The sequence below is a fragment of the Rhodococcoides sp. S146-33 genome (assembly GCF_059489205.1).
In genome coordinates this window covers 1,519,075-1,542,673 of the sequence record NZ_JCAJWY010000002.1, presented here as the reverse complement: position 1 = coordinate 1,542,673, position 23,599 = coordinate 1,519,075, and the positions used below count along the sequence as shown (strand labels likewise).

The window sequence follows — 23,599 nt, the reverse complement described above, 5'->3', positions numbered from 1 at the left end:
TTCTGGGTGAGCTTGTTTGCCCGTTGCGGCACGCTGAACGGGACGTCGGCGTGGGAGTCATGACCGAAAGCGACGAGGCGTAGCGAATGCCGCCACTCCGGTGACCCGCGGGTGTAGAACTGAAGCATGACCGAGCGGTGACCCTTCGCTGCGAGGTTTGTCATGCGGACCGTCCGCTACGCGTCGACCATGGCCCCGAGGTAGTGCGCGGATACGACACCTGCGACTCGAAGGAACACGATGTCCGAACTGGCACAGACCCGCCCAGGAATCGACGTACCCGCTCCGCCGGTGTTCGAGTCGGTCGACGACGAACGACAGCACCGAAAGCAACGACTTGCGGCTGCTTTCAGGCTCTTCAGTCAGTGCGGCTTCGACGAAGGAGTTGCGGGGCATATCACCGCTCGCGACCCGGAGAAGACCGACCATTTCTGGGTCAACCCGTTCGGTATGCATTTCAGCATGATCAAAGCGAGCGATCTGATCTTGGTCGATCACGAGGGCAACATCGTCGAAGGCAATCGTCCGGTCAACCGTGCTGCTTTAGTTATCCACTCCCAGGTGCACGCGGCTCGACCGGACGTTGTCGCGGCCGCACACGCACACTCGTTGTATGGCAAAGCCCTCTCGAGTTTACGGATGGGGCTTGCCCCTCTGACTCAGGATGCCTGCGCGTTCTACGAGGATCACGCCGTGTTCGACGACTACACGGGTGTTGTTGCGGAGTTGGAGGAGGGTAGGAAGATCGGTGCAGCACTCGGTCAGCGCAAGGCAATAGTTCTGTCGAACCACGGTTTGCTCACGGTCGGTCGGACCGTGGACTCCGCGGCGTGGTGGTTCATCACCATGGAGCGATCCAGCCAGGCGCAGCTCATCGCCATGGCGGCGGGTGAACCTAAACCGCTGGACGACGTGACGGCGAAGCTGACGTACAACCAGGTGGGTCTCGAGTACGCAGGGTGGTTCCAGTTTCAGCCGATGTACGACCGAATCGTCGCGCAGCACCCGGAGTTGATGGACTGAACGACGTCGGGGGCGTTGCGTTCGTCTGAGTCATCGAAACCCGATCAGCGGAGGGGCTTCCCGTCGAAAGTTGCCGACGGCCGTAGCTCAACGTGCCATTGCTAGGCCGCGAGGATTAGTTTTGCTCATACAGCGAACGCCGAATAGTTGCGGATGTGTGGTTTTCTAGAATCAAAACTTTGGGTGAAATGCTGTCTACAGCGCACAACGTGTATGCCTACAGTCGACTACAGCTGGGGTTGGTGTGAAGGCGGCCCGACTTTGATCAGCAATTTCTGTGGGCGCCGTCAACATCGGGCGCCAAAGACACAGCCGAACATCGCCTTTCGGGTCTCAACGCGAATTCGTTTCGCAGCGCCGCAATTTGGGAGGTCAGCGCCTCAACCTGTTCTTGCGTCGCAGCCTGATTGGCGTTGTCCTGCTCGGCGACCTTCTGGACGAGCCACGACGCCAAGGTTGCGGTGACTACACCGAGCAATGCAATGCCTGCGGACCATCAGCCCGACGGCGATGAATCGGCCCGTCGCTGTGGAAGGCGAGTAGTCCCCACAGCCGACTGTCGTTACAGTTGCGATCGCCCACCACAGGGCATCTGGGAAGGTCTTGATACTGCCGGCCGGTGTGGTGCGTTCGGCGTCGAACATCGTGAGTGACGCGACAAAAACTAGCATCAAGGTTCCGGCGACGGCATAGGTGACTGCCCGACCGCGGAGAGCGCCACCGATCGAACGCTGCAGCAAACTGACCAAGGTGAGGAGCCGTAGCAGTCTCAGCGGACGCAGTACCGGCAGCGCGATGATTGCGAGTTCGTGCAGGTGCAGAAAAAACCAGCGCGTGCGATTCTCCGCAAGGGCAAGTCGCACGAGGTAGTCGATCCCGAACAATGCCCAAATCCCGAGGATCGCGTACTCGACAATGTGCCCCTGTGCCTGTCGGCTGGCTCAACACAGTCCATGTGTAGATCGCAAGGAACGTCAAAGCTGATCCGGCAAGCGGCCATTCGGTTGCTCGCTCCCACTGCTGATAGTTCACGAGCGGGGACTGTACTGCGGCACCGGGCCTGACTCATTTCTGTGCTCGCCCAGATTGCGCCGGGCGGTCGGTAGGTCGAATGAATGAATTGTCGAGTGAGGACGACTATCGCCGAAGCGGTTTTGCATAAGCTGCACGGTTCGAGTCCGTTTTGTCCGACAGGAGCGTGTCAGCGTGAGTTCACCCATTCTCGTCAAGGGTCAGAACATTTCTTTACCGGACGACGTGACCGAGTTGGATGTCATCGTGTCCTGGGTCGACCCGGAACGAGATCTGGATGCGTCTGCATTGTTGGTGACGTCGAGCGGACACGTTCGGTCGGATGAGGACTTTGTCTTCTACAACCAGCCGGAGTCTGCGGACGCGACCGTGCGCTACCGCGGGAGCAGCAGTACCGACGAAGGTAAACAAGAACGTGTGTCGATTCATCTCGATTCTCTCGCAGTCGAAGTGGACAAGGTGGTCATAGCAGGCAGCTCCGACGATGTTCCGTTGGGTGACTTCGGGAAACTGTCGATGCAGGTGCGGGATCAGACCGGTTCGGTACTGGGGGAGTTCCTGACCGCCGATGCGTCGTCGGAACGTGCGTTGGTGTTCGGAGAGGTGTATCGGCGGAACGGAGCGTGGAAACTACGCGCGGTCGGGCAGGGCTGGGAATCCGGATTGGGTGGTTTGGCGCAGGACTTCGGCGTCGACGTCGACGACAGTGAGCCCGAAGCGTCGGTGAACGATGTGGTCGTTGTCGAGGTCGCGGACTCGCACGTTCAAGCCGTCGACACGACCGGTGAGATCGTCGATGTCTCGGTTGTCGATGTCGAACCCCCGAAACGCGGCGTTCGCACCAAGAAGCCTATTGCCAAGAAGGTCGCGCCGCCTCAGTTCACCCTGGCCGGGGGAGAAGGGTGGCAGACGACTCGCCTGTTCTCGATTTCCGGTGTCGGATCCGGTGAGGAGCAGGAGAAGAGGGCCACCTCGGCCCTAATCGCGACGATGCAGGCGGTTCGTCCGTTCGCTCGCGCAATCTGCGCACATGCGGGAGCGCCGTCCGGTCCCTTCGAGGGATATCTCGAAGTGCAGTTCGTCAAGGGCGAGGGCAAGGTCATTCCCGACGGTGTGTTCCGCGTATCTCGCGCGGGCCAAGTGTGGACCGCGTTGTTGGAAGTGAAGACCGGCACCGGCAAGCTACAGAAGGAGCAGCTCGAGAATTACCTCGACGTCGCGAAGCGTCACAGGTACGAGACCGTTCTGAGTTTGTCCAACGACATACCGGCCTCCGCCGGTGAGCTCCCGGTCCAGGTGAGCAAGACCAAGCTGAACAAGGTATCGCTGCGGCATATCTCGTGGTCCGAGGTTATCCACGAGGCTCGAATGTTGTTGTCACACGGTGACCTTGCCGATTCACTGCAGGTATGGATTCTGAGCGAGTTCGTCCGATATCTGACGCACCCGAAGTCCGGCGCGACGGAGTTCGTCGACATGGGTCGCCACTGGGTGGCAGTTCGTGACTCCGTCACCGCCGGAACCCTCCGGTCGAGTGATGTCAAAGCCATGTCGGTGGCGAATACATGGGCGTCGTTGTCCAGGCACCTGGCGCTGCGGATGACGGCCGATCTCGGCGTTCCGGTGAAGCACCACCTCCCGAGAAAGTTCAGTGCCGACCCTCAGGCGCGCAACGAGTACATCGTCGAGCAGCTCGTTGCCTCCGGCTGCCTCTCGGCCACGTTGCGCATCCCGGATGCCGCCGGAGACGTCACCGTCGAAGCCGATCTGCGCACCAACAAGATTCAGTGCAGTACCGCTATTGACGCCCCGACGGAGGGGACGGCGTTCAGGCGGGCGTCATGGCTTGTCAGGCAATTGAAGGACGCGCCCGCTGACATCCTGGTCGAAGCAGTATTCGCCGACGCGAGCGAAGTGTCGTGCGAGAACTTGGCGACCGTACGAGCGGATATCAAGTCGTTGACTGCCGGCCGGACCAGTGAACTGCTGTGCTTCACGTTGACCTCACCGACCAAGATGGGCAGCAAGCGGTCCGGATCGGCGGCAAGTTTCATCGGCAGCGTGACAGACGGTCTCGACGCCTTCTATCGCGATGTGGTGCAGCCGTTGAAGCCATGGGTTCCTTCGGCCCCCGGGTCCAGTTCTGCCGAGACCGAGGAAGACTGAATAGACGATCTGCTGCTCCGGGGAGCGCTTACGGATGAAATAGCTAAGCGAACGTTGCGTGGTCAACAAAAGTCGGTAGCCTTGCTTACGATGAGTGCGACGAGGAAATTCTGGCCTGCACTACTCCTTGCGTCCGGGGTGGCGATCACTGCATGTGGGGGGCAGGAGTCGGTTGCTTCGCCGTCCGCAAACACACCGTCCACGTCCGCGGTGTCGATCGATCCGACTACGCCTCGAGCCGCACCGTCTGGCACCAATGCACCCGCAACCGAGTCGACGCCGTCCATCGACGACACTGCGCCGAACAGCTCGAACTGCGTCGCGGCGGAGCTGTCGGTATCCCTCGGTGCGGTCCAAGGCGCTGCCGGTTCCACTGTGCTCCTGATCGAGTTCTCGAACATCGGTAACCGAACATGCACGCTCGACGGTTATCCCGGGGTTTCCTACGTATCCAGCCCGGGCGGCACGCAAGTGGGGCAGGCAGCGGTCCGATCGGGATCCGAGGCGAACCCTGTGGTGTTGGCCCCCGGTGCGTCGGCCGAGTCCTTGGTGAAAGCAACCGTAGTGCAGAACTATTCGATCGATACGTGTGAGCCCAGTTCGGTGTCCGGACTCGACGTGTACTCGCCCAACACAGCGGAGGTCGTGTACCTGGGGTACCCCACGACAGGATGCAGCACAACCGACCCATCGATCACCCAGTTGGAGGTCCAGCCGGTCCGTTCCGAGTGAGTTCTGTGCGAACGGGATGGTTGAGGAACGGGAACAGTGGGCACCCGGTAGGCATGACAGACAATTCCAAGGTCACAGTCGAGCGCACCATCGAGGCACCTGTCGACGCAGTATTCGACGTTCTGTCCAATCCCGAGCGGCATCAGGCGCTCGATGGATCGGGCTTCGTACGTAGCGTCGACCACGCCGACCGGATCCAGAAGGTCGGCGAGAAGTTCACGATGAACATGCAGGGCGACCACATGGGCGGCGAGTACCAGACCGACAACGTAGTGAGCGGTTACATCAAGGACAAGCTGCTTGCGTGGAAGACGGCACCCGCCGGCAACGAGCCTCCCGGCTGGGAGTGGTTGTGGGAGCTGGAGTCTCAGGGGCCGAACGAGACCTTGGTGCGCCACACCTACGACTGGTCCAAAGTCACGGACAAGAAGCTGCTCGAGCAGATCAAGTTCCCGCTCGTCACCGAGGATCAGCTCAACGACACCCTCGCTCGCCTCGCCGTGGAAGCGACGTCCTGATTCACTGACACACAGATCGACCACGAAGGCCGGCCCCGTAGGGCCGGCCTTCTGCATGTGCCGCCTAGGCCTGCTCTTGCGAGCACCACCAGGTAGTACGTCCGCCCACCGTTCCGCGAGTCATGGGAGCACCACACCGAGGGCATGCCGCATCCGCCTTGCGGAACGGAATGATCTCGCCTGTGTGCACGCCACCCTTCTTGATTGCCGATCTGATTGCGCGACGCAGAACAACGCGAAGTTCGTCGAGCTCCTCCGTAGTGAGCGTCTTGGCTCGCCGGGACGGGGATTGCTCGCTCTGCCACAGCACTTCGTCGGCCAGCAGATTTCCGACCCCGGCAATTGCCGCCTGGTCCAGCAGGCGCGCCTTCAAAGGTGCCGCGCTGGAACCTATTCGGTGTCTGAACTCGTCGCGCGTGATCTCCGCGGCATCCGGGCCGAGAGCGTCGATATCGGGCTCGAGTCGAACTCGACCCAGGCGTCGCTTGTCGAAAAGCCGAAGCTGACCCCCGTCTTCGAACGTCATGGCAAAGCGCGTCCACTCGGGCTTGTCGGTATCGCGCTCGCCCACGTGCGGATCACCGCCACCGTAACGAGACGTCTGCTCACCGTCCGGCGCGGTGACGATGACTCGGCCGCCCATCCCGAGATGGATTCCCAGTGTCGGACCACTGGATCCGTCGGCGGTGACAGTTTCGCACCACATAGCCTTGCCGCGCCGACAGGCCTCGGTGAGTTTGCCGCCGGTCAGGGCATGCGCGATGTCGCCCGGCATGTGCGGACGGCACTCGAACGTGTCGGTGTCGTCGATATCGACGATGACGCGACCGAGGGCTTTTTCGACGACCTGTCGAGCGTTTTCGACTTCGGGGAGTTCGGGCATGGATCCGGTGTACCCGATCGACGAACATTAATCGGTTCTCGGGAACTGAACATCGGAATCCGCATGCGCCACTTACCGGGTGGAGTCCGATTCCGCAACGAGCGGACCGAGTTCGGCGTCGAGCACTTTCTGCACAACGCGCATTGCCGCCAGCGCGGCCGGCGCACCGCAGTATCCCGCAGTGTGGATGACGGTTTCGGTGACCTCAGTTCTGGTGAGGCCGTTGCGAAGCGCCCCCCGGACGTGGCCTGAGAGTTCTTCGTGTGCGCGCAACGCTATGAGGATTCCGAGATTGAGCAGACTGCGGCTACGGTGGTCGAGTCCGGGGCGGGTCCACACTCCTCCCCACACGGTGTCGGTGACGAAGTCTTGCAGCGCGGCAGAGTCGGTGTGCTCGGCATCGGCAAATGCCCGCTCCACGAATTCTTCGCCCATCACGTCTTTTCGAACCCCTAGTCCGTCCAGAAACCGCGGGCCTCTGTCCTCGGTGAATTGATTGTCGATCATGCTTTGCCCTCTCGTCCGGTAGATGTCGTCAGATCATGTCAGGCCCACATCGGCGAGGTCTCGATTCGGCCGCGGCCCTTGTTCTATCGACGAAGGGAGTGGAGTATCGAACACGCTTGCTTACTCGAGCTACGGAGGCAGATTTCATGAAACGTGTTCGTACACTTGTTGTTTGCGCATCGATTGTTCTCGGATCGGCTTTGGCGTCGGTGGGTACTGCGTCCGCTGCGACAGCAGTACCGTTTCAGATCAACCCGGCACCGTTCGGAAATCCCAACGGTAGCTTCGATGCTCCCTCTGTTCGATGTGTCGCTGTCGTCGGAGAGCAGGCCGGCACGGTCAGAGTCACCGGCGGCAAAGAGGGCGGGTGGGGATGCCTGATCTCGTCCCAGGTGTACTGGGTGAACCTGTCGAGCGGGGCGGTGGGTACGGCCGTTACCTCGGCGGGCCTGCAAGGCTTCGTGCCAGAAGCCATTCTTGCGACCGGGCCCGGTCAGGTTGCAATCACGATCGTCGCGAGCGGCGGCATTATCACTCCGGGCCTGGCGACTGTGTCCGTTCCGTAGGAGTTGCTCGCATCGGCGACGTCTCGCGTCCACCTGTGTCCGAGCGCGGATCGCCGTGATCGGGTGGAGTAATTCCTGGCGAGCGTGTCGCTCCCATGAATGCCGTACCGCCGACAGAGCTTTCGATTCCGTGAAAACGTCCGGCACGCATTCTGGCGCGCAGAAAGTGTGCCGACACCAAGAAGAACAGAAGAACCGCGACCACGGCGACGAGAGCTAATGCAGTGTCCACGGGCATCTCCCTGTTTGTCCTTACTCCCCACCGTCGACCATGATCGAGCCGCTGTCAATCGACTGCGGATCTGTAAGGGACGAGAACGCTGCCGGTCCGATCAGAGAAGGCCAGTCGATACGTTGTCGCCGGGCGGTTCTTCGTCACGTGTCGCTTCGAGGAACAGTTGGAGAAAGGACGAATGCTCGCGGCGTTCTCGAGTCGATTTCTCCGCGTGAGGTTCTTCGGATTGCTGAGGCATGGCGATTCGCGTCCCTCCCGTATCGGCTGCGCGGAGAACTCACGTTATTGCTGACTCCGGCGAACAGTCTCAGATTCTGAATAGTCAAACAACTGAGATAGTACCCAAAGCGCAGAGGAGAAACGATCGACTACCGGTGTTCGATGGCGACGAATTCGACCAGGCGGTGCAACGCGAGTGCGTCGACCTCGTGATGAGCACGAAAAGTGGTACCGCCCGCTTACGGATCAGCGTCTTGGCGCGTCGACAATCGTCGAACGTTCGTGCGCCGGTACACCCAGAAGGCCCACCGCCGGCCGGCACCTTGCCGAGCGCCGACTCCGCCGTCCCGTGTGCACTCGATTTCGACGCAGCTGTCCGCTCATGGACGTCGCAGTGCGGGGTGCCGTACGAGATACGAGGCCAGGTTCACATTCCAGCGGCGGTCGGGGGTTCGATCAGCATTCTCTTGATGACCTTGCCGGTTGCGGTTCGGGGGAGTTCGTCGAGGAACGTGATGTCTCGGGGAACACAGAAGCGACTCAGTCGGTTTCGGATGTAGGCGCGCACCATGTCTGCGTCCAGACCTGCGGCACCGCGGCCGACGACGAACGCTGCAAGACGTTGCCCGTACTCACTGTCGGGCACACCGACAACTGCAACTTCGCCGACCTGCGGGAGATTGGCGATTGCATCCTCGACCGGTCCCGGAAATACGTTCTCGCCACCGGAAATGATCATCTCGTCGTCCCTGCCACATACGAACAGTCGCCCGTTGCAGTCGATGTACCCGAGATCTCCGGTGTCCATCAACGCGGCTCCACGTGCAGACGCGGTGGGCGGAGGTTCGGCGTTGGTGTAGCCGTCGAACAGCATGTCGTTACCGACGAAAATGCGACCGAGGCTTCCCACCGGCACAGGAGAGCCTTCGGCGTCGAGAACAGCGATGGTCGTGCCGAGCGGTGGACGTCCTGCGGTGCCAGGTGACGCGCGCAGGTCGTCGGGCGTGGCGATCGTGGCCCACGAGACCTCGGTGGAACCGTAGAAGTTGTAGAGAATATCGCCGAAGACGTTCATGAAGCGGCTGACTGTCGACCCGGTCAGCGCGGAACCGCTACAGGCGACGACCCGCAGACTGGAGGTGTCGTAGCGGGATCGCACCGACTCGGGCAGATCGAGGATTCGTTGCAGCATGATGGGTACGACAATCAACGAGGTGCACCGATTCTCCTCGACTGCACGCAGGCAGTCTTCTGCATCGAATCGATCCTGGAGCACCACTGTGGCTCGCAACGACGTGCTGATTTGCAGGGCAGCGAGCCCCCAGCTGTGGAACATGGGTGCTGCGATGAGCATCCGCTCGTTCGTCTTGAGGGGCATCCGAGACAACATTGCGGCGATGGTTCCGAAGCCCCTCGGGGTGGGGCGGAGCGCGCCCTTGGGTGATCCGCTGGTCCCTGATGTCAACACGACGACCGACCCTGGGCGATCCGGTCGTACGAATGTTGCAGACGGGGGTGCGACGAAATGCTCCAAGGTGCGCCGACGCGGAATGGCGGTATGAGAAGAGAGACTGACTCGGGTGACGTCCTCCGGCAGGTAGCGAACCATCGTGTCGAATTCGTCGTCGACGAACAGCATTCGGAGCTGGTGGCGGGCGGCAATCGCTTCGATCTGACGCGCCGCGAGGCCGGTGTTGAGAAGCACGACCTCGACTCCGAGCATCCCGCACGCGACAGTGCACTCGATCATGGCGGAGTGATTGCGGGCCAGAATTCCGACCGTGCTGCCGGGACGAATCCCTGATGCATCGAGACCTGCTGCGATGCGGTGAGATCGGTGATGAACCTCCGCGAACGTACGGGTCCCTCGATCGTCCACAACGGCTATCTCGTCGGGTGACTTCGCCGTCGCGGCCGCGAATCCTCCTCCCAACGTGAAACCCCACTTCGCCAGCGAGTTCAGTTGCCGGTACGCGCGGTCGGGGCGTGCGGCACGCACGACGCCTGTTCCCACCATCGTCTTCAGGATCGCCAATTGCAGCGATCGGGAGTCGCCGCTGTTCGAGACAACGGAGTCAGCGGTGCCGGAAAGAGAATTCTCCAGTCTGCGAAGACCACCCATGACCCACTCGACCACCGCACGGTTGTTTTCGGGCTGGGGTGCATAGGCTCCGCCGAGACCTGCCCTGAACACGGTGACATCTATCTTCGTCTCGCCGGCCGCGCGTCTGGTCAGGGTAAATCTGATGAAGCCGCCGGACTCGGTGTGCTCGATGGTGATGATCGGTTGATTACGCCGGTTCACCACGAGCTCGAGATTGTGCTCTACGCCGCCGACGCCGCATCGATACCCGGTGGCAGTTTCGCGGAGCGAGCAGTACTCGAGACCGGGGAAGTAACGTGGGAACAACTCGACCGCGCTCAAGACCTCGCATACCTGCTCGACGTCGTGCGCGAACACAACCTTGCAGTCGATGACGTCCGAAACCATTCCCCACCCCTGTACCCGCCGAGGCGGACAACAACGTCGCATCAGCACCGACCAGGGGATGGCGGCGAGCACTTGGAACGGGTCATCCGCCTGGATGAAATCGTTATGGTAATCCCCACGTACGTTTCGTGGGCGAAATCGGCCGAACTCGCGTCCCTACGACAGGCTTCAGGGTGCACACGACCCGTCTTGCCCGCTCGGTGCACGACATCTCACGCGTCCGACAACGTCCAGATGTCGCTGAACGGAACGGTACGGCCCAGGATTCGTTCTGCAGCGCGATGTCCCGACCTCATGGCTGCGGTGACCGTTGCCGGGTCATCGGTCCAGGTGGCCTCACCCGCAAGATGAAGCACACCGCCGATCGGCGTGGCGAGATCGTCGTGATCGCGCGTCTGCGAACCGACCGTCATGTAGGAGTACGAGCCATACGAGAACGGATCGTCCTGCCACCGTGTGACATACACACTGTCCGGCGGGACGACGCGGTCGCCGTAGAGGCCACGCAACGCGTGGACGATCGAGTCCCCGATACGTTCGTCCGACCAGTGTCGGGTCTCCTGTGCACACGGTCCCGCTGCGAACGTCAGGAGAGTGGGCCTGCCGTTCGGCCGAGTCACGTCGTACCACGAATGCCACCAGCGCCCGGCTTCGCCCTGCTGCCGTATGGCGTAGACGTTCTCGTCCCAGAATTTCACCGGAAACTGGAGGAAGACTTTTTCGAAGGCGTTCATTTCGAGCCGGTGGAGAGCACCTGAAACAGGTTCTGGCAGCGGCGGTTCGACGGTGAAACTCGGTGACTTCAGTACCCCGATCGGTACTGTCACCACCGCACTGTCAGCCGTGAACGAGCCTTCCGAGGTCGTCACTTCCACTCCCGTGTCGCCCCAACGGACCTGCGTGACCTCGTGCTCGAGTCGAACGTCCAGTCCCTCGGTGATACGGAGTGCAAGCTCGTCGTAGCCGTCGGGAAACACCACTTCGTCGCCGTCGATGGCGTCGTCGTCCAAACCGTGTGCGTCGAGATCACCCTGGGCAACCCCCAGCTGTTCCTCGGCTCGGTGGCCGAGGAATTCACGCACTCGGTCCACACGATCGTTGTCCCAATTCATCTGCGCAAGAGTCGCTTCCACCGCGCCACCGAACGATGTAAGGGGAGCGGACTCGGCAATGGTCCTGGCGAACCGTTCGTCGAAGTCGTGAACGTCGGCGGCGAACCTCGCGGCCGCGGACTCGCTCAACCTGGCACCGGTGGGGGAGTAGTACGCGATCGGTCGACCATCCGGTTGGTAGCTGCCCACGGTGAACTCGGCTGTCCGAATACCGAAAGCGCGTACGGCGTCGGCAAGGGGGTTGTTGTCGATCCCGTGAATCCAGGAAGCACCGACGTCGAGAACGTTGCCGTCGCCGCGCACCGTCCAGACACGACCGCCCACACGATCGCGAGCCTCGAGGACGACAACTCGCCGACCTGCACGGTGCAGGATCCTGGCTGCAGTGGCACCGGATATTCCTGCTCCCACCACGATCGTGTCGAAATGGGTCATAGCTGCTCCGATCACGTAGTGGGCCAGGTCAGTTTCCTCTACCAGGGTTTCCCGGTCCCGAATTGCCGTTTCCGGAGTTGCCGGGACCTGAGTTGCCGTTGCCCCTGCCCGAATTGCCGTTGCCGGGATTATCGTTCTGCTGCGGTGCGGCGGGTGCTGCCGGTGCTGCAGGTTGGATCAGCACCGGATTCGATGATGGCGTCACCTCGGCGATGGTCGGGTTCGGCAAGGTGGTCGGCGAAGGCTGCGGCACCTGCGTCGTGGGTACGGCGATCGGCGACTCGTTCGGTGTCGGTGTCGTCGGTGATGCAGGCACCTGACCCGGGTCGTCGCTTGCGCTGGACGCCAGCCAGATGATTCCCGCTCCGAGCGCGAGGACGAGCGCGGCCGCCACCGGAACGATCCAACGTCGACGCACTGGATTGTGCGCGGTGCCTACGAGATCAGCAGCCGCAACTACGTTCGTGCGCTCGACAGGTATCACTGCGGTCGGCGGCAGTGGGGTTGTGCTTCCGACGATCCTGCGCAGTCGGTGCGCGACGGCAGCTGCGTCGGGGCGATCCTCCGGCTGCCGAGACGTCATAGCCGTCAGCAGCGAATGCCACTCCGGCCCGACATTCTCGGGGACGGCGGGATCACGGTGCAGTCGCGCTACCGCGGCGGCCACCGCGCTGCCCTCGAATGCCATGGTGCCGGTGAGGCACTCGATGAGGACGAGGCCGAGTGTGTAGATGTCGGACGGCGGTCCCGCAGACGTACCCGTCGCTTGTTCCGGGCTGAGATAGTGCGCGGTGCCGACTGTGGTGCCGTGCTCGGTGAGTCGCTCGGAGTCGACGATGCGGGCGATGCCGAAATCGGCCAGTTTGACGCACTGACCCGCACCCGAGTCCGGGGCGTGAGCGATCAGGATGTTGGCTGGTTTGATGTCCCGGTGCACCACGCCCCGGTCGTGGATGTACGCGAGCGCCTCCGCCATCTCGTTTCCGATCCGCGCAACATGGACGGCGGGCATCGATCTGTTCCGGCGAAAGCTGTTGAGCGTCGGTCCGTCGATCAATTCCATCACCAGATAGGGCGTGGCCAATCCTGCGGCGTCCTCGGCAGTTCCTGCGTCGTACAACGTGACCAGGCCTGGGTGCGACAGCGACGCCAGGGTTCGAATCTCTGCGTCGATCCGTTGGGCTGTGTCCACCGGTTCGCCGTGGCGGAATATCTTCACTGCCACCGGTCGGCCGAGGACTTGGTCCTCCGCGTGCACGACGTCGGCCATGGCACCGCGGCCCAGAACTGGGCCCAGTCGATATCGACCCGCGAACAGACGGTCCTGAGTAGGGCGAGAACGAACATCCTCGTCCATCGTGATTTCACCGCCGTTCGTCGACTACTCCGAGCACCCTATAGCCAACGAACAGTCGTTCGGAGTGCAGTCCGTTCTCGACTCTGTAAGTCCGTCGGGCATGATGATCAACCGGGTGGGGAGAGATCGAGCAGGCCTCGAGAAAGGTCCTACCCATGCGTCCCCAATCGACGAATGCGCAGATCCAGCCGATGTCGATCGACATCACGTCGGTCTACCAGCCGATAGTCTCCCTGGACGACCGCGCCGTGGTGGGGTACGAGGCCCTGGTGCGGACCAGCGGCGACGGTCCGTCCATTGCTCCGCCGGAGCTACTGCGCGCTGCACGCGAGCAGGGCGTGCTCAGCGACTTCGACTGGCGGTGCCGAGCGAGCGCACTGCACGGGGCCGTCGAGGCGGGTTATCCCAATGAGCTGGAGCTGTTCGTCAATGCAGAGCCGACCGCACTCGACACGCTCCCACCTCGAGACAGCCGGCCGCTGATTGCCGACGCCGCACGCCTGTCGATCACTGTCGAAATTACCGAACGAGACCTGATGGGAGATCCAGCAGGTTTGCTGAGGGCGGCCGAGCATGCCCGAAACATGGGTTGGCGGGTCGCCATCGACGACGTGGGAGCAGACTCGTCCAGTCTGGCGCTGATCCCGTTGTTGCGTCCCGACGTGATCAAGCTCGACATGACGCTCGTGCAGGAACGTTCGACCGACCAGACTGCCGCCATAGTTGCTGCTGTCGCCGCCGAGGTCGAACGTACCGGTGCCCTCGTGTTGGCCGAGGGAATCGAAACCGACGTACACGAACGCTATGCACGCGACATGGGTGCCGTTCTGGGACAGGGCTTCTTCTATGGTGCTCCGGGGCCACTCCCGGACTTCGGTGATGTGCGGGAACGAGTTGGATCTCTGGAGTTGGATGCGACAGTCACCGTCCGCGCTCCGGTGGCGGTGACACCCTTCGGTCTCATCCATCAGCTCGGTGCCCGCAGACATGCCGAGACAGCTTTTCTCGAGGCCATCGAGAAAAGCTTGCTGACCGGTGCGTTCGGCACCGGACCGTCGACAGTCGTGTTGGCTACGGCAAATGTGTCGAATCGGCTGACGCCCGCACGTGCCGCAGTCTTGGACGACCTGGCCGCGCGCACCGCTCTCGTGGCAGTGTTCGGCTTCGATCCAGCGCTGCCGCCGCACCGCTATCGGTCGGTGCCGGTGGGGGAGAACGAGCCGTTGGCCAGGGAGCGCTCGACTGTGATCGTGGCACCGATGTCGAGCGTGGCGCTGATCGCTGTCGAGTGTGGTGTCACGCCCGACGGCACGACACTCTACGACTACCGCCTGACCTACGACCGCGACGTCGTACTCGATGCAGCCACGGTGCTTCTCAGGCGAATTCCTGCGCGACCTTCGTCATGATCGGCCGATCCAAGCGGTCAAATTCAGGTAAACATTCGCTGTAAATTCGGTAAAGGGCTTCGACTGCACTCTTTGTGCTGTTCACTCGTAGGCATGAGCTCTCACCTCCTTGCCACCGATCATCTGGCCGCGGATGGAGGCACACTCAGCTCCATCGAGACGGCGATCAACAACGCGTTCGATCCGATCTCCGCCGCGGTGTCGAACTTCGTGTTCTTCACCGTCAACATCGGCGGTGCCGCTGTTCCTCTGATCGTGCTGTGGCTGATCCTCGGTGCCGTCATCTTCACGGTGACCTTCAAATTCATCCAGTTCCGCGGGATCAAGAGATCGCTGATCCTGGTGAGCGGCAAGGAAGACGAAGCCGATGCCCCGGGCGAGGTGAGTCATTTTCGCGCGCTCACGGCGGCCGTCTCCGGAACTGTCGGACTCGGCAATATCGCAGGTGTCGCGGTAGCGGTGACGCTCGGCGGCCCCGGCGCCACGCTGTGGATGATCCTCGCGGGTGTTCTCGGCATGGCTTCGAAATTCGTCGAGTGCACACTCGGTGTGAAGTACCGAGACATCAACGAGGACGGCACCGTGTCCGGCGGACCGATGAAGTACCTCACCAAAGGTCTTGCCGAGCGAGGTCTTGCCAAGGTGGGCAAGGTGATGGCTGTCTTCTACGCCATCATCATCACGTTCTTCGCCATCAGTGGCGGCAACATGTTCCAGGCCAACCAGACTTACGCGCAGGTTCGCTCGGTCACCGGCGGCGAGGACGGATTCCTCGGCTCCGACGGGGCAAAGGCCGTGTTCGGTATCGTCGTCGCGTTGATCATCGGACTGGTCATCATCGGTGGCATGAAGTCGATCTCCGCGGTGACCGCAAAGCTCGTGCCGACCATGGCCCTGATCTACATCGTCGCGTGTGGTGTGGTGATCGCCGTCAACTTCCGTTCCGTTCCCACCGCGTTCACGGCAATCTTCGAGGGTGCGTTCTCGCCCGAGGGCGTGGCAGGTGGTGTGCTGGGTGTCATGATCATCGGATTCCAGCGGGCCGCGTTCTCCAACGAGGCGGGGCTGGGATCAGCGGCGATCGCGCACTCCGCCGTCAAGACCAGGCACCCGGTCACGGAGGGATTCGTGGCCATGCTCGAACCCTTCATCGACACGGTCGTCATCTGTACTGCGACCGCTTTGACCATCGTGATCGCCAATACCGTCTCCTGGCAGGACCAGCGTGCCATCGTCGCCGAGACCGGCGAACTACCGGCAGGCGGAGTGACGCTCACCTCGGACGCCTTCGAGACCGTGCTGCCGTGGTTCCCGTACGTACTCACGCTGGCGGTGGCGCTGTTCGCACTGTCGACGGCGATCACGTGGGCCTACTACGGGCTACAGGCCTGGACCTCGTTGTTCGGCCGCAGCCGACTCTCGCGGAGCTTTTTCAACATCATGTTCTGCGTGTTCACGGTCGTCGGAACGGTGCTCTCGCTCGGCTCGGTTCTCGACTTCGCCGATGCCACTCTCTTCCTGCTGGCACTGGTCAATATCACCGGTCTGTACCTGCTGTTGCCGGTAGTCAAGCGTGAACTGTCCGACTACATGGCAATGCGCCGGGGTGAGCCGAACAAGGTCGACGCCGAGGTCTGAGATCCCTGGTTGGGTGGGTCAGCCGCCGGGGCCGATATGGCCTTGGCGGCGGGCCTGTTCGAGGAACACTGCCGTGGCGATCCCAGGGAACCGAGGGGAGCCCGCCGGCAGTGGACCGAGAACGTCGAACAGCCTGTCGAGCCGTTGGTAGAGCGTCTGCCGTTGTATCAGAAGGCTTTTCGCGGTCTCGGTCTTGCTGCCCCAATGGGTGATGTACGCCAGCAGGGTCGTGAACAGCTCGCTGTGCCGCTCGCGATCGTGCGCGAGCAACGCCCCGATCTGATTCTGGATGAACTTGTCGATAGTGGATTCTCCCGACATCGACTCCACCAGCAGAGCGACGGCGAAATCGCGGGCGTCGCGGATTCGACACTGAGGGTCTGGGTCCAATGCGAGCACCGCAGTGGCCGTGCTGAAACATCGGCGCAGACCATGGCGGTCGTTGGCTCCCGGACCGACGACCGCTCGTCGAATCCGCAACTCGCCGGCCCGCAACATCGACATCACGACCGGGCGTCGGTCGTCGAGTTGAGCCCAGCTGTCGAAACCGAGAACCGCGACGTGTCGGTCACCGATCCGGTGATGCCAGTTCCGCGCTGTGACCGCATCGGCGAGACGGCGCAGGGTTCCCGCAGGCGGGTCGACGTCGAATTCGACGGACAGCGTCAGGTAGGAATCGTGTTCGGACAGACCCATGCGCTCGGCGACGCCGTCGAGGTGGTCGGTGACATCGGAGGCAGGGTGTGCCGTTGCCGACAACAGTGAGAAGAAGCGTGTGCGCAGCCGGTCCTCCATCGTGGCCGGGTGCCCGCTCAGCAACGCGATCGACAAGATCTCCGGAGCCCTCTCCAACCCGGCGTTGATCGTGTAGATGTCGGCGTCAGGGCCGGGTGTCACGGTCAATGTTGCGACATCCGTTCCGCCGCTCGTCACCGGCACGTCGAAACCGGTGAACTCCGAGTGCGGGCTGGCGACGCCGGCCTGCCCGATCAAATCTCCCGACACCGAGTGCAGCGTCACCGACGAGCGAGTCTCGACGGCGAGTACGTCGAGAACTGCACCCACGGCCCCGTCTGTCTCGATCGAGGCCGACAACAACCGCGATATGCGGTCTGCCATGTGCAGCCTGCGCAGAGCGGAGTCGGCCAGTTGGCTGTTGATGCTCTCGCACACCTGCACGAACGGAACCCGGCGACGGAGTTGTACCACCGGAAAACCGACTCGGTCAGCGTGCTCGAGCAGAAACCGCGGAATGACGTCGAGGTGTCCGTTCGTCTCCACTGCGATCCCGACTACCCCTGCCGCCTTCATCGAATCGACATACGCCATCAGCCCGGCATCGGAACACGTTCCGAAGTTCGCGCCCTCCATCAAGATCAGCTCCCCACCGCGCAACAGCGGTGCGATGTCGAGTTGCTCACTGGCATGAACCCACCGCAGCGCCCGCGTTGCGGAACGCCCGGCCGCGACGAGTTCGGGACGCGCTGCGGACAGATAGACGTCGTCGAAGGCGTCGAGCAAATTCATAGGTGACATTTTGTCCACCCGCTGTTACGAGTGGCTTACATTACGTAAGGGTTCGGGAAACACACGAGAACCAGGCTGTGCGACAGGCCAACCGAACCGCCGGTCCGCCGAATTCCTGAGGAGCTCACGGTGACCACACATTCCCACGACATCGAGGAATCGCTGCAACCGATTCCCGAAAGCCAGAGAATTACAGCGCTGTCCGGTCAGTTCTGGATATGGGCAGGCGCGAACATTGCACCGATCAATTGGGTGCTCGGCGCGCTCGGCATCAGCATGGGCCTCGGGCTGACCGACACATTGACGGTGCTCGTCCTCGGAAACGTGATCGGAATGTCGATCTTCGGGTTCTTCGTCCTACTCGGACAGCGAACGGGTACCACCGGAATGCTGTTGGGACGCTCGGTCTTCGGGCGTCGAGGCAACTATGTTCCGTCTGCCGTCCAAGCCGTGGTGGTAGTCGGCTGGTGCGCGGTGAACACCTGGATCGTCCTGGACCTGGTGATGGCATTGCTCGGCGAACTCGGCTGGGTCGATCCGGGTGCCGCTAACGTCGGATGGAAGGTCCTCGTGGCTGCAGCCATCATGGCAATTCAGGTCGGTATCTCCATGGCCGGGTACCGGGCTATCGCTGCGTTCGAGCGCTGGACGGTTCCGCCCACCGTCGCCGTCCTGGTTCTGATGTCCATCGTGGCCTGGTTCTACCTCGACATCGACTGGAGCTACTCAGGTCCCAACGGTGTTGCCCTGGCAGGCTCCGAGCGCATCGTCGCCATGTCAGCCGTGATGACGGCCATCGGAATCGGATGGGGCCTGACGTGGCTGACCTATGCGGCGGACTACTCCCGGTTCGTGAGTACCAGCGTTCCACGACGCAAGCTGTACCTGGTAAGTGCGTTGGGGCAGTTCATTCCCGTCGTCTGGCTCGGTGTTCTCGGCGCGACGCTGGCCACCACCAACGGCTCCGTCGATCCGGGCAAGCTCATCGTCGAGAACTTCGGTGCACTCGCTGTACCGGTGTTGCTGTTGGTTCTGCACGGCCCCATCGCTACGAACGTCCTCAACGTCTACAGCTTCGGTGTCACGGCGCAGGCCCTCGACATCAGACTGAGTCGGCGGACGCTGAACTTGTGCGTCGGTGTTCTCGCCTTGGCCGCCAGCGTGTTCTTCGTGTTCCAGGAGGATGCGGCCGAGACTCTCGACGCCTGGCTGGTCGGAGTGGTGGGCTGGGTAGCGACGTGGGGTGCCATCATGCTGGTGCACTACTACGTCTTCGAGCGCGCCAGCACCCGCTACGACCATCTGTTCGACGAAGTGGGTTCGAGGAGGATCCAGGACGTCAACTGGCGTGCGCTCGTGGCGTTCGCGGTGGGAATTGTCGGAACCTGGATGTTCCTCAACGGCCTGGTCCCGGCGCTGCAGGGATTCGGCTCGCAGGCACTCGGCGGTCTCGACATCTCGTGGCTGGTCGGCGGGAGCGCCGCAGCGCTCACCTACTACCTACTCGCACGAAAAACGCATCGGCGGTGGACTGTTCGGCAACAGCTACCGGACGGGCAGGCACCGGCTCCCCAACCGGTCGAATAGCGTCCGCTCCGACTTCAGACCGCGCAGTCAAGGAAAGAGACATGGGAATCCTCATCAGAAACGCGCACGTCATCACCATGGACAGCCGCACCGGATCCGAGCCGATCGTTCGCAGCATCCGAATCGAGAACGACGTAGTCACCGCAGTCGCCGGTGATCTCGAAGCCCGAGAAGGCGACACGATCATCGACGGGCGTGACCGGCTGGTGACGCCGGGTTTCGTCAACGCGCACACGCATTCTTGGGAGACGTTCTACAAGGGCCGATACGACAACATGCCCCTCGAGATGTGGATGGCCATGTCGTATCCCATTCTCGGCGACAGTCGCGTCGAACCCGATCTGGTTCGTCTGCGCAGCACGTTGTTCGCAATCGAATCTCTCGAAGCGGGCGTCACCACGATCGTCGACGACGTGCTGGAGAACCCGACTCAGGATTGGGCGCAACTGTCGGCGGTGTTCGACGCGTACGAACAGATCGGCATCAGAGCCAACATTTCCGGACACGTGATCAGCAAGCCGTTCGTCGACACCGTGCCGTTCGTCGTCGACTACCTACCGCAGGAGATCACAGCCGAGATCTTGTCCCATCCCGTCCCCACGACGGGGGAGTATCTAGCCTTCAGCAGGCAGGCATTCGAGCAGTATCACGGTCGAGGGAACGGACGTCTGCGGTACATGGTCGCCCCCTCGGCACCACAACGGTGCGACGAGGATCTTCTGGTCGGCGCTACGCGGTTGGCTCAGGAATTCGACGCCGAATGCCACATCCACGTGCTCGAAACCAAGACTCAACTGGTTACGGGAACCGAGATGTACGGCGGCTCACTGGTGGCGTACATGGACAGGATCGGTGCCCTGTCACCGAATACCACACTGGCGCATGGCATTTGGCTGACCGAAGATGACATGTCGATGATCGCTTCGGCGGGCACATCGATCTCGCACAATCCGATCTCCAATCTCAAGCTCGGGTCTGGGATCGCCCCGTGGCGCGCACTGCGTAACGCCGGCGTGAATCTCGGACTCGGAACCGACGGGTGCTCGAGCAGTGATTCTCCACGGATGCTCGACGTCGTGAAATCAGCTGCGCTGCTGCACAAGGTCACCAGTCCAGACTTCGCCACCTGGCCGAGAGTGGACGAGGTGCTGCATGCGGCCACGGTCGGCGGTGCCCGCAGTGCACTCCTTCAGGACACCGTCGGTTCGGTCGAGGTCGGGATGCAAGCAGATCTGGTGATCTTCGACCTCGAGACCATGGCGTTCACCCCTCGGCAGAAGCTCGATCGGCAACTGGTGTATTCCGAGAACGGATCGTCGATCGACACGGTGATCGTGGCCGGACGCATCGTGGTCGAGGGCGGACGGGTCACCACCGTCGATCGTTCGGCAGTACTGGCCGAACTCGCCGAGCGCCTCGACGAGATCGTGACGCGCCAGAACGAACTGGATTCGCAGAACAGGCCACTGCTCGACGCGTTGGCCGCAATGTACGACAGGGCGATGTCGACCCGCGGAGCCGTCAACCGATTCAGTGACGACGAACGGGCGTGGCTGGTGTGACGGGCCGTGTTCGGTTCGGTGTAGGGCCGAGCTAACTGCTGCCGAACGGCGTGGGAGCAACCTGCACGGGGTAGGCCGCGACGTTCATCACCACGTCGCCCGCGCACGGTCCGCTGTCGATGACGGTGCGCCATACACCGGAGAACGTGCCATCGGGCTGAGGCGTGTACGTCGCAACGGAGTGCGCCGGAGCCAACGGGCGTGGGACATCAGGGCCCTGGTAGCAGTCCCATATCCAGTCGTACACGTGGACCCAGCTCGTTCCGTCCCAGGTGTACTGAGGAGGCTGGGGGAGAGTGGGATTCTTCGGGGGAGGGCCGCCGACCACGGTTGCCACGCAAGGACCACCCATGCACGTGGAAACGAACATGTAGTCGTCGGAGAAATCCGGTTCCGGCTGGCGGGCAGCCAGGCTGGAACCGGATTTGGTCGCTGCGAATCGTTCCAGCGTGTACAGGCCGTTCCAGGATGCATCGCTCGTCGTCGGTGCTGCCGTCGCAGGCATGATCACTGTCGTCGACCACGCAGCAACCAGAACGACGCCCAGGATCACTTTTCGCATTCGGCGATACTACCGGCCGGTCGGACTGTTCTGAGGGGAAACGTTCAACGCTCTACTTGCACGAACGGTCTCCATCGTTACGCTGGATCCGTGGTCGAAACGGATCGGGTGCCATGAAGATCGATTTCAAGAAGACGCTCGACTCGTATTCGACCCAGCGCAATGTCTTTCGGACTCTCGCCGTGCCGCCGTTGCAGTATCTGATGATCGACGGACGCGGTGATCCGAATACCGCGCCCGAGTATGCGGACGCACTCGCCGCTCTCTACCCCGTGGCGTACGCGCTGAAATTCGCCAGCAAGAAGGACCTCGACCGCGACTACGTCGTCCCGCCGCTGGAAGCTCTGTGGTGGGCCGACGACATGGCGTCGTTCACCACTGCTCGCAACAAGGCCGAGTGGAACTGGACCGTCATGATCATGGTGCCCGACTGGATCGACCCAACAATGTTCGAGGCGGCGGTGGCGTCAGCCGGTGCGAAACGCAGGTCCGAGGCGTCGACCAAAGTTCGGTTGGAGACCCTGAGCGAGGGACTCTGCGTTCAGACACTGCACATCGGGTCCTACGACGACGAGACGCCGGTGCTGGCCGAACTTCACGATCGGTACATCCCCGATTCCGGATTGACGATGACCGGCAGACACCACGAGATCTACCTGAGCGATCCGCGCCGGGTCGAGCCCGCGAAACTCCGGACTGTTTTCCGTCAACCGGTTGTGCGTTCAGCGGGGTAGTCGACGCTCTGACACGATGGCCGACATGACCAACGCGGTGCGTCCGGCTTCGTTCACAGCCGGAACCCTCACCTTGCTCGGGGCTCTCTATTTTGCGCAGGGACTACCATTCGGATTTTTCACTCAGGCACTCCCGGTTGTACTGCGGGAGTCGGGATTCTCGCTGGTGAAGATCAGTGCCACCGGTGTGCTGTTTCTGCCCTGGGCGCTGAAATTTCTCTGGGCACCGTACGTCGATCGCTACGGATCCAGACGACGGTGGCTGCTGTCGCTGCAGTGTTCGGCTGCGGTGGTGGCTCTGGCGTTGTCGTTCCTCGACTTGTCGTCGACGTTGCGCTGGTTGTTCGTCGGCATCTTCGTCATGAATGCGCTCTCGGCCACGCAAGACATCGCGACCGACGGAATTGCGGTCAGAACGCTGACCGCGGCGCAGCGCGGGTTGGGCAACGGCCTCCAAGTCGGTGCCTATCGAATCGGAATGGTGTGTGGCGGTGGACTGCTGTTGTGGCTGTTCACCTTTGCCGGGTGGCGAGTGTTGTTCGTCGCGATGGCGTTGCTCATCGTATTGACGACTGTCCCGGTGTGGTGGATGCGCAGGCAACTCGACGCGGCGGATGCCGCTTCCGATCGGCGCGGAGAGTCGGAATCGCCGGCTCGGCTTGCGGTTGTCTGGTGGTCCAGGCTTCGCAGGCCCGGCATGGTCGCGTTCATACTGCTGATCATCGGGTTCAAGTTCGGAAACTCGATGGGATCGGCATTGGTGGGGCCGTTTCTGTCGGACAGTGGACTGTCGCTGCCACAGATCGCGTTGGTCGAGGGCGGCCTCTCTTCGGTGGCAGCGCTCGGGGGTGCTGCCCTCGGGGCGTGGATGACCTTCCGGCACGGACGTCGCCGGGCGCTGTTGGTGGGCGGAGTGAGCCAGACCCTGAGCCTCGCGTTGTACGTCATCGCGTCCCTCGGCATCGGTGGATTTCCACTACTGATCACGGCGAACATCACCGAGCACGTGCTCGGCGGCGCGGCCACGGTCGCGGTGTTCGCGCTGATGATGGACGCATCTGAGAAGCGTTTCGCAGGAAGCGACTACACGTTGATGGCCTGTGCGGTCGTGTTCGCGCAAGGGGCGGCAGGAATCGCAGCCGGTGTGGTGGGAGACCTGTTCGGCTACACAGCAATGTTCGGTTCTGCCCTGGTGTTGTCCGGAATCGGCTGCGCAACATTGCTTGTCGCGCTCGACCGGGGTTGGGGCCCCGAAGGTCTCCGGCAGGTGATTCCTCCGAAGACCTTCGCCGGCTAGGTGTAAT

General features: G+C 62.2%; 19 protein-coding genes. 11 read left to right on the top strand and 8 right to left on the bottom strand.

Annotated features, from left to right (window positions below; all coding sequences use genetic code 11):
- Positions 1–240 precede the first annotated feature (240 nt).
- Complete coding sequence (locus tag AC5WEY_RS15575; RefSeq protein ID WP_495646499.1) at positions 241–1,023, top strand: class II aldolase/adducin family protein; 783 nt, start codon at positions 241–243, stop codon at positions 1,021–1,023.
- Between the two features lie 380 nt (positions 1,024–1,403).
- Here the strand turns inward: AC5WEY_RS15575 and AC5WEY_RS15570 are convergent, their stop codons facing one another.
- Positions 1,404–1,886: a potassium channel family protein gene (locus tag AC5WEY_RS15570; RefSeq protein WP_495646498.1), complete on the bottom strand. Its 483-nt coding sequence runs from the start codon at positions 1,884–1,886 to the stop codon at positions 1,404–1,406.
- A 343-nt stretch (positions 1,887–2,229) separates the two neighbouring features.
- On the opposite strand from AC5WEY_RS15570, the gene AC5WEY_RS15565 reads away from it, so the two are divergent.
- The 3 genes from AC5WEY_RS15565 (at position 2,230) to AC5WEY_RS15555 (ending at position 5,471) form a co-directional block, all read left to right on the top strand.
- A complete protein-coding gene (locus AC5WEY_RS15565; RefSeq protein ID WP_495646497.1) occupies positions 2,230–4,221 on the top strand; it encodes a TerD family protein in 1,992 nt (663 codons plus the stop codon).
- A gap of 90 nt (positions 4,222–4,311) precedes the next feature.
- A complete protein-coding gene (locus AC5WEY_RS15560; protein WP_495646496.1) occupies positions 4,312–4,953 on the top strand; it encodes a DUF4232 domain-containing protein in 642 nt (213 codons plus the stop codon).
- Positions 4,954–5,006: 53 nt separating this feature from the next.
- Positions 5,007–5,471: an SRPBCC family protein gene (locus tag AC5WEY_RS15555; RefSeq protein WP_495646495.1), complete on the top strand. Its 465-nt coding sequence runs from the start codon at positions 5,007–5,009 to the stop codon at positions 5,469–5,471.
- Between the two features lie 64 nt (positions 5,472–5,535).
- On the opposite strand, the gene AC5WEY_RS15550 is transcribed toward AC5WEY_RS15555, so the two are convergent.
- Together AC5WEY_RS15550 and AC5WEY_RS15545 are read right to left on the bottom strand one after the other, a co-directional pair.
- Positions 5,536–6,354 (bottom strand): Fpg/Nei family DNA glycosylase, encoded by an 819-nt coding sequence (locus AC5WEY_RS15550; RefSeq protein WP_495646494.1) that lies wholly within the window; start codon positions 6,352–6,354, stop codon positions 5,536–5,538.
- Positions 6,355–6,426: 72 nt separating this feature from the next.
- Complete coding sequence (locus AC5WEY_RS15545) at positions 6,427–6,861, bottom strand: carboxymuconolactone decarboxylase family protein (protein WP_495646493.1); 435 nt, start codon at positions 6,859–6,861, stop codon at positions 6,427–6,429.
- Positions 6,862–7,007: 146 nt separating this feature from the next.
- On the opposite strand from AC5WEY_RS15545, the gene AC5WEY_RS15540 reads away from it, so the two are divergent.
- Positions 7,008–7,427: a hypothetical protein gene (locus AC5WEY_RS15540; protein ID WP_495646492.1), complete on the top strand. Its 420-nt coding sequence runs from the start codon at positions 7,008–7,010 to the stop codon at positions 7,425–7,427.
- A gap of 881 nt (positions 7,428–8,308) precedes the next feature.
- Here AC5WEY_RS15540 and AC5WEY_RS15535 read toward each other — a convergent pair.
- From AC5WEY_RS15535 to AC5WEY_RS15525, 3 genes are all read right to left on the bottom strand, one after another.
- Positions 8,309–10,372, bottom strand: coding sequence for an AMP-binding protein (locus AC5WEY_RS15535; protein WP_495646491.1), 2,064 nt, complete (start codon positions 10,370–10,372; stop codon positions 8,309–8,311).
- A 212-nt stretch (positions 10,373–10,584) separates the two neighbouring features.
- Positions 10,585–11,919 (bottom strand): flavin monoamine oxidase family protein, encoded by a 1,335-nt coding sequence (locus AC5WEY_RS15530; protein WP_495646490.1) that lies wholly within the window; start codon positions 11,917–11,919, stop codon positions 10,585–10,587.
- 28 nt (positions 11,920–11,947) lie between these two features.
- Positions 11,948–13,276, bottom strand: coding sequence for a serine/threonine-protein kinase (locus tag AC5WEY_RS15525; RefSeq protein WP_495646489.1), 1,329 nt, complete (start codon positions 13,274–13,276; stop codon positions 11,948–11,950).
- A 155-nt stretch (positions 13,277–13,431) separates the two neighbouring features.
- Between AC5WEY_RS15525 and AC5WEY_RS15520 the strand changes: the two genes are divergently transcribed.
- Positions 13,432–14,685, top strand: coding sequence for an EAL domain-containing protein (locus AC5WEY_RS15520; RefSeq protein ID WP_495646488.1), 1,254 nt, complete (start codon positions 13,432–13,434; stop codon positions 14,683–14,685).
- Between the two features lie 93 nt (positions 14,686–14,778).
- Positions 14,779–16,323, top strand: a complete 1,545-nt coding sequence (locus AC5WEY_RS15515; RefSeq protein WP_495646487.1) for an alanine/glycine:cation symporter family protein — start codon at positions 14,779–14,781, stop codon at positions 16,321–16,323.
- Positions 16,324–16,341: 18 nt separating this feature from the next.
- On the opposite strand, the gene AC5WEY_RS15510 is transcribed toward AC5WEY_RS15515, so the two are convergent.
- Positions 16,342–17,850 (bottom strand): PucR family transcriptional regulator, encoded by a 1,509-nt coding sequence (locus AC5WEY_RS15510; RefSeq protein WP_495646486.1) that lies wholly within the window; start codon positions 17,848–17,850, stop codon positions 16,342–16,344.
- Between the two features lie 129 nt (positions 17,851–17,979).
- On the opposite strand from AC5WEY_RS15510, the gene AC5WEY_RS15505 reads away from it, so the two are divergent.
- Together AC5WEY_RS15505 and AC5WEY_RS15500 are read left to right on the top strand one after the other, a co-directional pair.
- Complete coding sequence (locus AC5WEY_RS15505) at positions 17,980–19,437, top strand: purine-cytosine permease family protein (protein ID WP_495646485.1); 1,458 nt, start codon at positions 17,980–17,982, stop codon at positions 19,435–19,437.
- Between the two features lie 41 nt (positions 19,438–19,478).
- Positions 19,479–20,999 carry an amidohydrolase family protein gene (locus AC5WEY_RS15500; RefSeq protein WP_495646484.1) on the top strand — a complete coding sequence of 507 codons (1,521 nt, stop codon included), beginning with the start codon at positions 19,479–19,481 and terminating at the stop codon, positions 20,997–20,999.
- A 31-nt stretch (positions 21,000–21,030) separates the two neighbouring features.
- Here AC5WEY_RS15500 and AC5WEY_RS15495 read toward each other — a convergent pair whose 3' ends face one another.
- Positions 21,031–21,561, bottom strand: coding sequence for an Rv2253 family sensor-like surface protein (locus AC5WEY_RS15495; protein WP_495646483.1), 531 nt, complete (start codon positions 21,559–21,561; stop codon positions 21,031–21,033).
- A gap of 113 nt (positions 21,562–21,674) precedes the next feature.
- Here AC5WEY_RS15495 and AC5WEY_RS15490 point away from each other — a divergent pair, with 113 nt between their 5' ends.
- Together AC5WEY_RS15490 and AC5WEY_RS15485 are read left to right on the top strand one after the other, a co-directional pair.
- The gene (locus AC5WEY_RS15490) at positions 21,675–22,295 is read left to right on the top strand and encodes a GyrI-like domain-containing protein (protein WP_495646482.1); all 621 of its coding nucleotides are present in this window, start codon (positions 21,675–21,677) and stop codon (positions 22,293–22,295) included.
- Positions 22,296–22,320: 25 nt separating this feature from the next.
- Entirely contained in the window at positions 22,321–23,592 is a 1,272-nt protein-coding gene (locus AC5WEY_RS15485) for an MFS transporter (RefSeq protein WP_495646481.1), read from the top strand.
- The last annotated feature ends 7 nt before the right edge of the window (positions 23,593–23,599 follow it).